Source organism: Pseudomonas sp. 8(2025) (assembly GCF_052665325.1).
Genome location: NZ_JBQOIE010000002.1, coordinates 239,914 through 254,199, shown reverse-complemented (window position 1 = coordinate 254,199; position 14,286 = coordinate 239,914). Strand labels below are relative to the sequence as shown.

General features: G+C 62.9%; 13 protein-coding genes. All 13 read left to right on the top strand.

Annotation, left to right across the window (positions count from 1 at the left end):
* Position 1 precedes the first annotated feature (1 nt).
* The 13 genes from waaC to ACUXVH_RS04995 all read left to right on the top strand — a co-directional run bounded on the left by waaC (position 2) and on the right by ACUXVH_RS04995 (position 14,285).
* Complete coding sequence (gene waaC / locus ACUXVH_RS05055) at positions 2 to 1,063, top strand: lipopolysaccharide heptosyltransferase I (protein WP_011058885.1); 1,062 nt, start codon at positions 2 to 4, stop codon at positions 1,061 to 1,063.
* Positions 1,063 to 2,187: a glycosyltransferase family 4 protein gene (locus ACUXVH_RS05050; RefSeq protein WP_065364865.1), complete on the top strand. Its 1,125-nt coding sequence runs from the start codon at positions 1,063 to 1,065 to the stop codon at positions 2,185 to 2,187. The genes waaC and ACUXVH_RS05050 overlap by 1 nt, the downstream gene beginning before the upstream one ends.
* Positions 2,184 to 2,990 carry a lipopolysaccharide core heptose(I) kinase RfaP gene (gene rfaP, locus ACUXVH_RS05045; RefSeq protein ID WP_065364866.1) on the top strand — a complete coding sequence of 269 codons (807 nt, stop codon included), beginning with the start codon at positions 2,184 to 2,186 and terminating at the stop codon, positions 2,988 to 2,990. The genes ACUXVH_RS05050 and rfaP overlap by 4 nt, the downstream gene beginning before the upstream one ends.
* A complete protein-coding gene (locus ACUXVH_RS05040) occupies positions 2,990 to 3,724 on the top strand; it encodes a lipopolysaccharide kinase InaA family protein (protein WP_065364867.1) in 735 nt (244 codons plus the stop codon). Before rfaP ends, ACUXVH_RS05040 begins: the two co-directional genes overlap by 1 nt.
* On the top strand, positions 3,721 to 4,473 hold the full coding sequence (locus ACUXVH_RS05035) for a lipopolysaccharide kinase InaA family protein (RefSeq protein ID WP_011058889.1): 753 nt from the start codon (positions 3,721 to 3,723) through the stop codon (positions 4,471 to 4,473). Before ACUXVH_RS05040 ends, ACUXVH_RS05035 begins: the two co-directional genes overlap by 4 nt.
* Complete coding sequence (locus ACUXVH_RS05030; RefSeq protein WP_065364868.1) at positions 4,473 to 5,927, top strand: lipopolysaccharide kinase InaA family protein; 1,455 nt, start codon at positions 4,473 to 4,475, stop codon at positions 5,925 to 5,927. The genes ACUXVH_RS05035 and ACUXVH_RS05030 overlap by 1 nt, the downstream gene beginning before the upstream one ends.
* Positions 5,928 to 6,126: 199 nt before the next feature.
* Positions 6,127 to 7,884, top strand: a complete 1,758-nt coding sequence (locus ACUXVH_RS05025) for a carbamoyltransferase family protein (protein ID WP_015633912.1) — start codon at positions 6,127 to 6,129, stop codon at positions 7,882 to 7,884.
* Entirely contained in the window at positions 7,868 to 8,998 is a 1,131-nt protein-coding gene (locus tag ACUXVH_RS05020; protein ID WP_065364869.1) for a glycosyltransferase, read from the top strand. The genes ACUXVH_RS05025 and ACUXVH_RS05020 overlap by 17 nt, the downstream gene beginning before the upstream one ends.
* Positions 8,998 to 9,894, top strand: coding sequence for an antimicrobial resistance protein Mig-14 (locus tag ACUXVH_RS05015; protein ID WP_011058893.1), 897 nt, complete (start codon positions 8,998 to 9,000; stop codon positions 9,892 to 9,894). Before ACUXVH_RS05020 ends, ACUXVH_RS05015 begins: the two co-directional genes overlap by 1 nt.
* Before the next feature lie 8 nt (positions 9,895 to 9,902).
* On the top strand, positions 9,903 to 11,315 hold the full coding sequence (locus tag ACUXVH_RS05010; RefSeq protein ID WP_065364870.1) for a PIG-L deacetylase family protein: 1,413 nt from the start codon (positions 9,903 to 9,905) through the stop codon (positions 11,313 to 11,315).
* A gap of 53 nt (positions 11,316 to 11,368) precedes the next feature.
* A complete protein-coding gene (locus ACUXVH_RS05005) occupies positions 11,369 to 12,247 on the top strand; it encodes a DUF6625 family protein (protein ID WP_065364871.1) in 879 nt (292 codons plus the stop codon).
* Between the two features lie 2 nt (positions 12,248 to 12,249).
* Positions 12,250 to 13,401, top strand: coding sequence for a glycosyltransferase (locus ACUXVH_RS05000; protein ID WP_065364872.1), 1,152 nt, complete (start codon positions 12,250 to 12,252; stop codon positions 13,399 to 13,401).
* Positions 13,401 to 14,285 carry a glycosyltransferase gene (locus ACUXVH_RS04995; protein ID WP_065364873.1) on the top strand — a complete coding sequence of 295 codons (885 nt, stop codon included), beginning with the start codon at positions 13,401 to 13,403 and terminating at the stop codon, positions 14,283 to 14,285. Before ACUXVH_RS05000 ends, ACUXVH_RS04995 begins: the two co-directional genes overlap by 1 nt.
* Position 14,286: the final 1 nt, after the last annotated feature.

Here is a 14,286-nt window from a genome sequence, read left to right as displayed (position 1 = left end):
GTTGCGGGTACTGTTGATCAAGACCTCGTCCCTGGGGGATGTGATCCATGCATTGCCGGCGCTGACCGATGCCGCGCGAGCCATCCCCGGGATCAAGTTCGACTGGGTGGTGGAAGAAGGCTTTGCCGAAATTCCCACCTGGCATCCGGCGGTCGGCAAGGTGATACCGGTGGCGATCCGTCGCTGGCGCAAGAACATCTGGCAGACCATCAAGAGTGGCGAGTGGCGGCGCTTCAAGCAGAGCGTGCGCTCGACCAAGTACGACCTGGTGATCGATGCCCAGGGCCTGCTCAAGAGTGCCTGGCTGACGCGTTACGTGCGTGCCCCGGTGGCTGGGCTGGACAAGAACTCGGCCCGCGAGCCTCTGGCTTCACGCTTCTATTCCCGGCGCCTGGCGGTGGCCCGTGGGCAGCACGCGGTGGAGCGCGTGCGCCAACTGTTCGCCGTGGCCCTGGGCTACGACCTGCCCCAGGGCCTGGGCGACTATGGCCTGAACGTCGAAAAACTCGTGGAGTTGCCGCGCAAGAAGCCCTTCGTGCTGTTCCTGCATGGCACCACCTGGGACACCAAGCACTGGCCCGAGGCCTACTGGCGCGAGCTGACCGAACGCATGGGCATGCTCGGCGTCGAGGTCAAGTTGCCCTGGGGCAACCCCGCGGAAAAGGCTCGCGCCGAGCGCATCGCCAGCGGCCTGAAAAACGCCACGGTGCTGCCGAAGCTGAACCTGGCCGGGGTCGCCAAGGTGCTGGCCGATGCCCAGGCCTGCGTGGCCGTGGACACCGGGCTGGGCCACCTCGCCGCGGCACTGGATGTACCGACCATCTCACTGTTCGGGCCGACCAACCCGGGGCTGACCGGCGCCTATGGCCGGGTGCAGATCCACCTGGGCAGCAACTTCCCGTGCGCGCCGTGCCTGCAGAAGAAATGCACCTATCAGCCCACCGCTGTGGACCAGCAGCGTTATGACCTCAAACGCGAGTGGCCGCTGTGCTTCACTCGCCTGAATCCCGAGCGTGTCGCCAGCCGACTGAGCACCCTGTTACTGGCTGAGGAGCCGCGCTGATGCAATTGGCTTTTGTCCTTTATAAGTATTTCCCCTTCGGCGGCCTGCAGCGCGATTTCATGCGCATCGCCCTGGAGTGCCAGCGGCGTGGGCATCAGATCCGTGTCTACACCCTGATCTGGGAAGGCGATGTCCCTCCCGGTTTCGAAGTGCTGGTGGCGCCGGTCAAGGCGCTGTTCAACCATCGTCGCAATGAAAAGCTCAGCGCCTGGATGGAGGCCGACCTGGCCAAGCGCCCGGTGGACCGGCTGGTGGGTTTCAACAAGATGCCGGGGCTGGACGTGTACTACGCCGCCGATGGCTGTTTCGAGGACAAGGCACAGAACCTGCGGCACTCCCTGTACCGGCGCTGGGGCCGTTACCGGCACTTTGCCGAGTACGAGCGCGCGGTGTTTGCCAAGGACGCCAAGACCGAGATCCTGATGATCTCCGAGGTCCAGCAGCCGCTGTTCATCAAGCACTACGACACCCCGCTGGAGCGCTTCCACCTGCTGCCGCCGGGGATCGCCCAGGACCGCCGGGCACCGGCCAACGCCGCCGAGATCCGGGCGGATTTTCGTCGCGAATTCAAGCTCAAGGATGACAACCTGCTGCTGGTGCAGATCGGTTCCGGGTTCAAGACCAAGGGTGTGGACCGCAGCCTCAAGGCCCTGGCGGCATTGCCCTCGGCGCTGAAAAAACGCACCCGACTGTTTGTAATCGGCCAGGACGACCCCAAGGTATTCCAGGTGCAAAGTGCTGCGCTGGGGTTGAGCGACCAGGTGCAGTTCATGAAGGGCCGCAGCGATATCCCGCGGTTCCTGCTGGGCGCCGACCTGCTGATTCACCCGGCCTACAACGAAAACACCGGCACCGTATTGCTGGAGGCCCTGGTGGCCGGCCTGCCGGTGCTGGTCAGCGCGGTCTGCGGTTATGCCCATTACATTGCCGAGGCCCAGAGCGGCCTGGTGCTGGATGAGCCGCTGGAACAGGCGCAGCTCAATCAATACCTCACCACCATGTTGACCGACGACGCTGCACGCGCGACCTGGAGCCGAAATGGCCTGGCGTTCGCCGAGACGGCCGACCTTTACAGCATGCCGCAGCACGCTGCGGATGTGATTCTGGCGGAGCAACACCGATGAAGTTGATGCTTGCCGAACCCTTCAAGAGCCTCTGGGCCGGACGCGATGCGTTCGACGCTGTCGAGGGCCTGAAGGGCCAGGTCTACCGTGAGCTGGAAGCGCGCCGTACCTTGCGTACGGAAGTCGACGGCCGCGGTTATTTCGTGAAGATCCATCGTGGTATCGGCTGGGGCGAGATCGTCAAGAACCTGGTCACCGCCAAACTGCCGGTGCTCGGCGCCGGCCAGGAATGGCGCGCCCTGGAGCGCCTGCATCAGGTGGGCGTGCCCACCATGACCGCCGTGGCCTACGGCGAGCGTGGGGCCAATCCGGCAGACCAGCATTCGTTCATCGTCACCGAGGAACTGGCGCCGACCGTCAGCCTCGAAGATTTCAGCATCGACTGGGTCAAGCAGCCGCCGGCGCCTGCGCTCAAGCGCGCGCTGATCGCCGAGGTAGCGCGCATGACCGGCATGATGCATCGCGCCGGGGTCAACCACCGCGACTGCTATATCTGCCACTTCCTGCTGCACACCGATCGGCCTGTCACTCCCGAAGGGCTCAAGCTCTCGGTGATCGACCTGCACCGGGCCCAGACCCGGCCGAAGATCACTCAGCGCTGGCGCAACAAGGATCTGGCGGCGCTGTATTTCTCGGCCTTGGATATCGGCCTGACGCGCCGCGACAAGCTGCGCTTTCTCAAGGGCTACTTCCAGCAGCCGTTGCGGCAGATTCTGGCCGAGGAGGGCGCGCTGCTGGCCTGGCTCGAAGGCAAGGCGGAAAAGCTCTACGCCCGCAAGCAACGGTACGGAGATGCACTCTGATGGCGAGCTGGAACCTGGACCCGGCCTATCAGGCGTTGGCGGAGGATTTCGGCAGTCTGGAAGCGGTGTTTGCCCTGCAGGGCGAGCACCTGACCCGGGATCCGTTGTCCGAAGTCATCCGCGTCGAGCGTGGTGGCGTCAACTATTACGTCAAGCGTTATACCGGCGCCGGCAAGAATCTGCGGCGCTACCTGGGCAAGCCCCGGGTCAAGTTCGAGTGGCAGAACCTCAAGCGCTTCGCCAAATGGGGCATTCCCACCGCCGATGTGGTGGCCTGGGGCCTGGAGCGTCGCTGCCTGGCCTATTCCCGGGGTGCGATGATCACCAGGGAGCTACCACGTACCGAGGATCTCTCGGTGCTGGCCGAAAGCAACGACCCGCGTCTGAAGGACCGTCGTTGGGTGGATGGCGTCAGCCGTCAGTTGGCCGCTTACACCCGGGTCATGCATGACCACCGCTTTACCCACAATGATTTGAAGTGGCGCAACCTGCTGGTCGACGACCAGGACCGGTTGTACCTGATCGACTGCCCGAACGGTGATTTCTGGCGTGGTTTCTGGCTCAAGTACCGGATCACCAAGGACCTGGCCTGTCTGGATAAGGTGGCCAAATACCATCTGTCGGCCACCCAGCGTCTGCGTTTCTACCTGCAATACCGTCAGCGTGATCACTTGAGTGCCGCCGACAAGGAGCGTATTCGCCACGTGGTGAGATTTTTCGAGGGGCGTGAATGACTGATTTTCTGGCGTCCGAGGAGCGTGCGCTGCTGGAGCGCAATGGCCTCGGCACTTTCGACCAGCTGTGGGCCACCCAATTGGAAGCGGTGGACGAACCCAATACCGGTCGTGGCGGCAGCAGCAGTGTGTTTCGCCTGGATGTGGAAGGGCAGGGGTTCTACCTCAAGCGCCAGACCAACTACCTGACCCGGACCCTGCACCGGCCCTTTGGCGAGCCGAGTTTCGCCCGTGAATTTCGCAATATCCGCCGCTACCAGCAGTTGGGCATTCCGGCCTTGCAAGCGGTGTTCTTCGGTATGCGCAAGGTCGATGGCGAGTCCCGGGCGATCCTGTTGACCCGGGCCCTGGATGGCTGGGATGACCTGGATGCGCTGCTGTTGCAGTGGGACCGGCTCAGCGAGCATCAGCGGCAGGCGGTGCTCCAGGCTTGCGGGCAACTGGCCCGGCAGCTGCACGGCTTGCGCCAGGTGCATGGCTGCTTCTATCCCAAGCATATTTTCCTGCGGGCCGAGGGCGATGGGTATCAGGCGCAGTTGATCGACCTGGAAAAGACCCGGCCCCTGCTGTTTGGCCAGCGTGATCGGGTCAAGGATCTGGAGCCCTTGCTGCGCCGGGCTGCGGTGTGGAGCGGTGATGAGGTGCGCAGCCTGCTGGCGGCCTATGTGGGTCAGCCTCGGGACAGCTCCCTGGTGGATGCCTGGGTGGCGCGGCTCAGTGCTCGGCGCAGCCACAAGGGGGCACGCTGATGCGTCTGTCCGAACTGAAGAACAGCGGGCGCAGCCCGACGCTGCCCTTGAGCCTGGAGTTGGCGGACGCCGCCGGCCCGGCACAGTTGCAGTTGCTGAGCCTGCTGCGGGTGCTGCCGGGGCAGCGTTACGTGGGGGCCGGGGTCTGGCGCGGGCGTCCGGTGCTGGCCAAGCTGCTGGTGGGCTCCAAGGCCGCTCGGCATTTCCAGCGAGAATTGCAGGGTGTGCGCCTGCTTGCAGAACAAGGGCTGACGACGCCCTTGCTGCTGGCGGACGGTTTGCAGGAAGGCGAGGGCGGCTGGCTGCTGTTCGAGTTACTGCAGGGCGCACAAAGCCTGGGCGACGCCTGGAAGCAGGTGGAAGCTCTGCCGGTGCTGGCCGACGAGCAGGCTGAGGTACTGGCCGAGGCCCTCGGGGCTATCGGCCAGTTGCACGCCAAGGGCCTGTGGCAATCGGACCTGCACCTGGACAATCTGCTGCGCCACGACAACCGGCTGTATTTGATCGATGGTGCGGGGATCTGTGTCGAAGAGGCGGGCAATCCCCTGTCCCGGCAGAAGGTCCTGGAGAACCTCGGGGTATTCTTCGCCCAGTTGCCCAAGAGCCTGGAACCGTTCACCGAAGAGTTGCTGGTGCACTACCTGTTGAGCAACGCCGAGCATGCCTTGCCCCTGGAAGCCCTGCAGAAGCAGGTGAACAAGGTCCGGGGCTGGCGCCTGCGGGACTTTCTCAACAAGGTCGGCCGCGAGTGCACGCTGTTCAGCGTGCAGCGCGGCCCGTTCGCCTTGCGCGCGATCCGCCGTGAGGAAGAGGCAGCGATGCTGCCGGTGCTGGAGCAGGCCGACGCCCTGCTGGATCAGGGCCATCTGTACAAGACCGGTGGCGCGGCCAGTGTTGGGCGGGTCGAGGTTGCGGGCCGGCCGCTGGTGATCAAGCGCTACAACATCAAGGGCTTTGCTCACTGGCTCAAGCGCTTCTGGCGCCCGAGCCGGGCCTGGCATTCCTGGCGCGAAGGCAATCGCCTGGCGTTCCTGGGCATTGCCACGCCCAAGCCTCTGGCCTTGCTGGAGCGGCGTTTCCTGTGGCTGCGGCGCAGCGCCTACCTGGTGACCGAGCATCTGCCAGGGCCGGACATCATCGAGCGCTTTGCACCCTTCGTGGACAGCGGGCAAGCCCCGGAGCCGGAATTGCAGGCGCTGGACCAGCTGTTTGCCGAGCTGATCAAGGAGCGCATCAGCCATGGCGACTTCAAGGGCCATAACCTGTTCTGGCAAGAGGGTCGCTGGGCGCTGATAGACCTCGACTCCATGTGCCAGCACTCCAGCATGAGCAGCTTTGCCCCGGCTTATGCCCGTGATCGCGCGCGATTCATGCGCAATTGGCCGCAAGACAGCAATTTGTATCAAGTGATTGACCAGCGCCTGCCCAAGACGGCCCAGGGCACCGAGGCCTGACCTGCGACCCATGGCCGCTGCCTGCGCCGCGGCCACGGCGCGCGGCGGGTGCCAACCCATGCTTGGCGCTCGCCGCTAGAGGCTTGCACCTGCTTTTACGTTATAATCCCGCCCTTTCGTTGTTTCTCGCCCCTTGCGAGCACACTTCATTTTCAAGGCGCATCGCGCCCGCATGCAGACTAAACGAGGCTAGACCCCTGTGGCATTGACGATTCTTGGCCTGTCCGGCGCCCTTAGCCATGATCCTTCAGCGGCCCTGTATATCGACGGCAAGCTGATTGCCGCCGCTGAAGAAGAGCGTTTCGTGCGCGACAAACATGCAAAGAACCGCATGCCCTACGAGTCGGCGAAATTCTGCCTGGAGCAGGCCGGGATCAAGCCTTCCGACGTTGACGTAGTCGCGATTCCGTTTGCCCCGATCAGCCTGTTCGGCAAGGCTCGCTGGCACTACGCCAAGCGCTACTGGTACGCCCCGGACCGCGCCCTGGACGCGATCCTGATGGGCAACCGTCGCTACAAGCGCTACCGCAATAAGATCGTCTGGTGCCTGGAGCAGCTGGGCTTCGACCCGAAAAAGGTCAAGATCGAGCCGGTGGAACACCACCTGGCCCACGCCTCCAGTGCCTACCACTGCTCGGGCTTCAAGGAGAAGACCGCGATCCTCGGGATCGACGGCAAGGGTGAGTACGCCACCACCTTCTTCGGCTACGGCGAAAACGGCAAGATCCACAAGATCAAGGAATTCTTCGACCCGGACTCCCTGGGCGGCCTCTATGGCGCGATCACCGAGTTCCTCGGCTTCGAGATGCTCGACGGCGAGTTCAAGGTCATGGGCATGGCGCCGTACGGCGATGCCAGCAAATACGATTTCTCGCGCCTGGCCAGTTTTGAAAACGGCGAGCTGGTGATCAACACCGATTACGCCAACGTCATCGGCCTGCGTCGCTACAAAGAGAAGGGCAAGGGTTTCTACTTCTCGCCAAAACTCATCGAGTGGCTGGGTCCCAAGCGCGAAGGCGACATCGCCGACGAGCCGTACATCCACTACGCGGCGAGCATGCAGGCGCTGTTCGAGAAGCTGGCCCTGCAGATGATCGACCATTACCTGGGCGACATCCTCAAGGAAACCGGCAAGCTGGCCTTCGCCGGCGGCTGTGCGCTGAACGTCAAGCTGAACCAGAAGATCATTGCCCGTCCCGAGGTCAAGGAGCTGTTCGTGCAGCCGGCTTCCGGCGATGCCGGTACCGCCGTTGGTGCGGCGGCTTACGTTTCCCATGCCCGTGGGGTGCCGGTAGAGAAGATGGAGCATGTCTATCTCGGCCCGTCCTACAGCAACGAAGACGTGATCGCGGCCTGTGCCCGCCACCCGAACAAGCCAGCCTGGCGGCAGATCGACAACACCCCGGAGCGTATCGCCAAGATCATGGTGGATGGCAACCCGGTGGCCTGGTTCCAGGGCCGCATGGAGTTCGGTCCGCGTGCCCTGGGCGGCCGTTCGATCATCGGTTGCCCGAGCGCCACTGGCGTGGCCGACCGGATCAACGAACAGATCAAGTTCCGCGAGCGCTGGAGGCCTTTCTGCCCGTCGATGCTCGACACCGTCGGCCCGCAGATGATCAAGGTCGATCACCCGGCGCCGTTCATGACCTTCACCTTCGAAGTGGCTGAAGAGTGGAAGACCCGGGTGCCGGAAGTGGTCCACGAGGACGGCACGTCCCGGGCCCAGGTGCTCAAGCGCGAATACAACCCGCGCTACTACGACATGATGAAGGCCCTGGAAGTACTGACCGGCAACGGCGTGTCGCTGAACACCTCGTTGAACCGCCGTGGCGAACCGATGATCTGTTCGCCTACCGATGCCCTGAACATGTTCTACGGGTCCGACCTGCAGTACCTGATCATGGAAGACATTCTGGTGGTCAAAGACGGCGTGGACCCTTATGACACGCTCGGCTGAACGCCATGTGCTGCAGTTCTGCCACGGCTATGACGGGCCGTTCCTGGACTGTGCCCGGCAATACGCCAACCTGTTCGCGGGCAGCGGCTATCGAGTGACCACGGTGTTTCTCACCGGGGCCGCCGATGCCGATGTCGCCGCGGGCTGCGCGTCTGATGAAGTGCTGTTCATGGAATACAGCTCCAAGGCCATCCGCGGCCTGAAGCTGGGCGCCATCCGCGACCTGCGCAAGATCGCCGCGTCACGCAATTTCAGCTTCTGCATCGCTCACCGCTTCAAGCCGATCTATATCGCCTTGCTGGGTACCGGCTTGCCGGTGATCGGTGTCCATCATGCGTTTTCCGATTACAAGCGCGGCAGCCGCAAGCTCTTCGCCCAACTGTTCCGTAACCGCCTGAGCCTGCTCGGGGTGTCCGATGCGGTGCGTGACGACATGCGTGCCTGCCTGCCGAAATGGCCGGCGCAGCGCATTCAGACCCTGTACAACCGTATCGACCTTGAGGCACTGCAGGCCGAGCAACTGAGCGCTGCCCAGGCGCGCAGCGAGCTGGGCCTGTCCGCCGATGCCTGGATTGTCGGCAACGTCGGGCGCCTGCATCCGGACAAGGACCAGGCCACCTTGCTGCGTGGCTTTGCCGCGGCTTTGCCGCAATTGCCGCCGCACAGCCAACTGGCGATTCTCGGAACCGGGCGTCTGGAAAAAGACCTGAAGTCCCTGGCCCGCGAGCTGGGGATTGCCGATCGCGTGCTGTTCCTCGGGCAGGTGCCTCAGGCCCGACGCTATTTCCGCGCCTTCGATGTGTTTGCCTTGAGCTCCGACCACGAGCCTTTTGGCATGGTCCTGCTGGAGGCCATGGCCGCCGGCGTGCCGCTGCTGGCCACCGCCTGTGGCGGTGCCCGGGAAGTGGTCGAGGGGGTGGGCATCCTGTTCCCCCTGGGCGACGTTGAACATATGGCCCAGGGGCTTCAGCATCTGGCCGCGATGGACGATCACCAGCGCCGGGTCTGTGCCGAGCTGATGCTCGATCGCCTGCGCGAGCGCTTCTCCGACCGTGCTGTACGCGACGTATTCTGGCGTTTGCCGCAAGTCACCGATCTGACCGCGAGGGGCTGATGCTCAATCGATTTCAAGGCTGGCGCGAACGTGGCTGGTCAGTCATTGACGCATCGACCTACGCCGATGCCTGGCAGCGGTTCGGTGGCAGTGTGGCAACCCATCCCCTGGTGGTGGAGCAGTTGGCGGACCTGGCGCAGATCCCGGTGCGCTACCTGGCCTGGGAGCGCAACGGCCAATTGCAGGCGGCCATTGCCACCTGGGGGCGCGACCTGGCGCTGTCCAAGGACGTGCTCAAGCGGGCCGGCAAGAAGGGCCTGTTCGATATCGGCAATGCCGAGCTGATCCTGCCCGCCGCTGCCGATGCTCAGGCGGTGTTGCGCCATCGTGGGCGTTACCTGTCCGCATTGAACGAGGGGCGCCTGACCGGCCTCAAGCCCCAGGCTGAACAGCTGGCCATGGCCAGGACGCCGGAAGAGCTGTCGAAGAAGTTTCGTTACAACCAGCGTCGTGAGCTGCGCCTGCTGGAAGAGGCGGGCGGGGTTGTACGCCCGGTCAGTGATTTCAGCAGCCCCGAGCTGGCGGCGATCTACTGCGACCTGTTCCAGCGCCGCTGGGGCTTTGCCGCCACCGGGGCGGAGCGTATGGCCGAGGTGCTGGAGCGCCTGCGCGAGCTGCTGATCGGTTCGGTGATCTTCCTCAACGACGCGCCGATTGCCGTGCAACTGATCTACCGGGTCGAAGCGCCGGAGTGGATCAGCGTCGAGTACGTGAACGGTGGGGTAGACCCGGAGACTCGTGAGTTCAGCCCTGGCAGCGTGCTGAGTTTTCTCAACACCCAGAGTGCCTGGGAACAGGCCCGTGCCCTGAACAAGCCGCTGCGTTTCTCCTTCGGTCGTGCCGACCGTGAATACAAGGACCGTTGGTGCAATCCTGTGCCGGTTTTCCAGGTGTGAGTCAGCCCATGAGTCGCAAACAACAACTGCTCAAGCGTCACCGGCGCAATAAACGAATCGCTCTGTTGATCGGGCTGGTGCTGCTATTGGTGGTCGGCATACTGGTGGCCTGGTGGGTGCCGGTATTGCTGGCGGTATTGGCCTGGCTGGCCCATGAAGCCTGGTTTGCCGATCATCTGTTCTATTCGCCCAAGGATGATTACTGCTACGACTTCGGCAGCGATGCCCAGCAGGCCGCGGTGCGCCTTGAAGCGGGGCGCCTGTTGCTGGAGGCGCCGCTGGCGCTGGCCGGGGATGAAACCCTGGTTCTGGGCGTGCACGTCAAGAGCTCGTGGCTGGGACGTTTTCTCGACCCGGCTGTTGAGGTGTCGGGCGGTCCGCTTGCCGATCGTCAGGTGTTCGAGCGCGGGGTCAATGGCCTGCGCTACCTCAACCTCAGCGGCCTGGCCAGTTCCCTGGTCAGTGGCGAGCTGAGGTTGCGCGGGCGCTTCTGTCGGCTCCGCATCCAGCCGCAACTGATGTCCTGGCGGGATCCCGACTACCGGCGCCAGCGGGTGATGGTGATCGCTCCCCATGCCGACGATGCCGAGTTGGCAGCCTTCGGTCTGTACAGCCAGGCCGACGAGGCCTGGATCGTGACCCTCACCGCAGGCGAAATCGAGGCTGAGCATTACCAGGCCATGGGCATGAACCCGGCAGAGGCGGCGCGGATCAAGGGGCGCCTGCGGGCCTGGGACAGTATTACTGTGCCGCGCTGGGCCGGGGTGCCTGAATCCCATTGCGTGCAGTTGGGCTATTTCTGCCTGCAGCTGCCTGCCATGCAGGCCTCCCCTGAACAGCCGGTGGCTTCTCGCGAGGCGCAACTGAGCGATATCCGCTTGTTCCGCCAGTTCAATCCATTCCCGCTGCCCGCCGACCAGGACGGGTTGCCGACCTGGAACAATCTCCTGGCCGACCTGCGTGAGCTGCTGCTCAAGGCGCGCCCTGAAGTGATAGTGCTGCCGCACCCGACGCTGGACCCTCATCCCGACCACATCTGTGCTCGTGAGGCGGTCATGCAAGCCCTGGAAGGGCTGGCCTGGCAGCCGACCTCTATCCTTGGCTATGCCAATCACCTGCATGACAACGACCGCTGGCCCATGGGGGATTCGGGCGCAGGCATTGCGTTGCCGCCGGTGTTCGAGTCGACGGCGGTGTTGCGCCCCTGGTGCTTGTCACTGTCCCAGGGCGAGCAGTATGACAAGGCCATGGCCTTGGGCATGATGCATGACCTGCAACCGAAAATGCCGTTCAAGCGACGCCTGCGCAGGTCGATACAGTGGCTTATGGCCGGTAGGGTGCCTTCAGCGCTGGGGGAGAATGAGTTCTTTCGCAAGGCGGTCAGACGCCACGAGCTGTTCTGGCTATTGCAACAGCGATAAACCGACATAACCATGGGGGCGTTTTGTAGCCCCAATCCGACAGTGAGTCCTTTGTGATCAATCCTCGCCCGCGAATCTTGTTTCTCATGCCCTACTTCGGGCGTTGGCCATTCTGGATGCCGTTTTTTCTCGAAAGCTGCCGCCGGAATCCGGATATCGACTGGCTCTTTTTCAGCGACTGCGGGACCCCGGACAATCTGCCGCCGAACGTCAAGCTAGAAAGCATGAGCTTTGCTGAGTACTGCGCTTTGGTATCCCGGCGCCTGGAGATCGACTTTGCGCCCAATGCTGCCTACAAGCTCTGTGATATCAGGCCGGCAATGGGGTACATCCATATTGATCGTCTGGAGGGCTACGACTTCTGGGCCTTCGGCGATATCGACCTGGTCTACGGTGACCTGCGGGCCTATTTCACTGCGGATCGCCTGGCGGGGTATGACCTGTTCTCCACCCATGAACGGCGCGTCGCCGGGCACTTGTGCCTGATACGCAATACTGCGCGCAAGCGTGAGTTGTTCAGGCAGATCAAGGATTGGCAGACGCGCTTTACCGACCTGGAGCACCATGCACTGGATGAAGGGGCGTTCAGTCGGATTTTCCTCTGGCGCAAGAACTTCCCGGAACCGCTGTTCAAGCTGGTGGGCAAGTTCAATCCATGGCGCCGCCGCAGTGAGTTCACCGAGGCCTTCAGCACGCCGGGCGGAGTCATCAAGTGGCATGATGGCAGCCGTGATTTTCCGACGCGCTGGTACTGGAAGGATGGGCATCTGACCAATGACCGCGACGGCGACCGCAGTTTCCCGTACTTCCACTTTGTGTGCTGGAAGCGCAATGAGTGGTCGCAGTTGCCGGAGCAGGATGCGCAGTCGCTCCAAGCCCTGGCCAGTGAGCCGTCCTGGATCATCGATGCCGCAGGTTTTCACCGGGGATAGTTATGAGTCAGCGCTTCAAGGTCCTGCAGTTGCAGCCGGACTACAACGTCAAATCCCACGACTTCGCCGATCTCGCCGAGCAGATCGTCAAGGCCTTGCCGGCTGAGCGTTACGAAGTCACCGCAGCGTTCCTGCGGGGGCGCCCCGGGCCGAACGATCCGGTGAGTCGCGCCGCGCATTCGGTGTATTTCGAGTTTTCCGACAAATCCCTCAAGGGCATGCGCCTGCGGGCCATGTGGCGGCTGTATCAGTTCTGCCGCAAGGAACAGTTCGATGTTGTGATCTGCAACCGTTTCAAGCCGGTGAACATGATGCTGACTCTCAACCGCTGGTTGAAGGTGCCGTTGTGCATCGGAATTTCCCACGGTTTCGGTGAGTACGACCGGCTTTACCGGCGCCGCCAGACCCAGCGTCTGATCGATCGGCATTGGCGCTTTGTCGGTGTGTCCCCGGCCGTCAAGCAGTACCTGCTCGATTGCCAATGCGGTTTCACCGACCAGAACACCTGGGCGATCACCAACGCCATCGACATTGAACAGGCAGAGGCCTTGCAGCATTCCCGCGAGCGCTCCCGGGAGTTGCTGGGGCTGGCCCCCGATGTGCGGCTGATTGGTGCCTTGGGCCGCCTGGTGCCGGTCAAGGGTCATACCTATCTGCTGCAGGCCTTTGCTCAACTCAAGGACAAGTACCCGAAAACTCAGTTGGCAATCATTGGTGCCGGTCGCGAGGAAGCCAATCTGCGCGCTGAAATCGAGCGCCTGGGGCTGCAGGGCCGGGCTCACCTGCTGGGGTTCAAGGAGAACGCCCTGCAATACGTGCGGGCCTTCGATATCTGGACCATGCCATCGCTGGCCGAGGGGCTGGGCCTGGCCTTGCTTGAAGGCATGAGCGGGCAGTTGCCGGTGATCGCCTCGAACGTGCCGGCCATGCTGCCCCTGATCGAGGGGGCTGGCGGCTTGGCCGTGGAGCCGGCCAATGTACCGGCGCTGGTCGCCGCGCTGGATGCCTATCTCGGGCTGTCCGACGAGGAACTGGCCGCCAAGGGCCAGCAGGCCTATGCCTATCTGCAGAAAGAACACGATATCGAGGTGTTCCGCGAGGAGTACCGGCAATTGATCGACTCCGGCTTGAGTCAAGCGGGCAAGAGGCAGTAATGGCAGACCAGCAACCTGTGGTGACGGTGATTATCGCCTCTTACAACCACGCGCCCTACATTGAGCAAAGCATTCTCAGTGTGCTCAACCAGACCTATCCGAACATCGAGCTGCTGGTGGTGGATGACGGTTCCAGCGATGACAGTGTCGAGCGTATCCGGCGCCTGCAGGAGCAGCATGGCTTCGACTTCCGGGTCCAGCAGAATCAGGGCCTGACCAACACTCTCAATGGTGCCATTGCACGGTCCAGGGGCAGCCTGATCGTGCCTTTCGGCTCCGACGACATCATGCTGCCCGAGCGCATTGCGACTCAGGTGGCCTATATGGATGGCAAGCCTGAGGTGGGGATCTGCGCGGGCAATATCGAGCTGATCGACAGCGGCGGCAACCTGTTTCCCGAGAAGCGCCAGCGCCGTGACGTGCCGTTCCGGCGCCTGGACTTCGACGACATGTTCCTTGAGCGCAAGCCCTATCCACCGGCTCCGACCCTGATGATTCGTCGTGAGGCCCTGGAAAAGGTCGGCGGTTTCGATCCGAATATCCGTCTTGAAGACCTGCTGATCGAGCTGAAGATCACCCGGGCCGGCTATTTCATCGATGGCTTGAACGTGTTGATGGCGCGGTATCGCAAGCACGCCACCAACTCCTACAAGAACCACCGGTTCATGATCGACAACATCCTGCGTTCCTATGCCCTGTTCAGCGACCACCCGCTGTATGACGAGGTGCGCTACAAGTTTCTCAGTTCGATGTTCCTCAAAGTCTCCAATCGGGATCGCAAACTGGCACGCGAGCTGCTGGCACAGATCCCGTTCAAGGCCTGGAACAAGAAAACCTGGCGTGGATTGGGCCGCCTTTATTTTTCTCCACTGGAAAAAGACTGAA

Coding starts and splice junctions, on each gene's coding strand:
- ACUXVH_RS05035 (WP_011058889.1), top strand. CDS start 3,721: ATGACTGATTTTCTGGCGTCCGAGGAGCGTGCGCTGCTGGAGCGCAAT.
- ACUXVH_RS05040 (WP_065364867.1), top strand. CDS start 2,990: ATGGCGAGCTGGAACCTGGACCCGGCCTATCAGGCGTTGGCGGAGGAT.
- ACUXVH_RS05010 (WP_065364870.1), top strand. CDS start 9,903: ATGAGTCGCAAACAACAACTGCTCAAGCGTCACCGGCGCAATAAACGA.
- ACUXVH_RS05000 (WP_065364872.1), top strand. CDS start 12,250: ATGAGTCAGCGCTTCAAGGTCCTGCAGTTGCAGCCGGACTACAACGTC.
- rfaP (WP_065364866.1), top strand. CDS start 2,184: ATGAAGTTGATGCTTGCCGAACCCTTCAAGAGCCTCTGGGCCGGACGC.
- ACUXVH_RS05050 (WP_065364865.1), top strand. CDS start 1,063: ATGCAATTGGCTTTTGTCCTTTATAAGTATTTCCCCTTCGGCGGCCTG.
- ACUXVH_RS05030 (WP_065364868.1), top strand. CDS start 4,473: ATGCGTCTGTCCGAACTGAAGAACAGCGGGCGCAGCCCGACGCTGCCC.
- ACUXVH_RS04995 (WP_065364873.1), top strand. CDS start 13,401: ATGGCAGACCAGCAACCTGTGGTGACGGTGATTATCGCCTCTTACAAC.
- ACUXVH_RS05015 (WP_011058893.1), top strand. CDS start 8,998: ATGCTCAATCGATTTCAAGGCTGGCGCGAACGTGGCTGGTCAGTCATT.
- ACUXVH_RS05020 (WP_065364869.1), top strand. CDS start 7,868: ATGACACGCTCGGCTGAACGCCATGTGCTGCAGTTCTGCCACGGCTAT.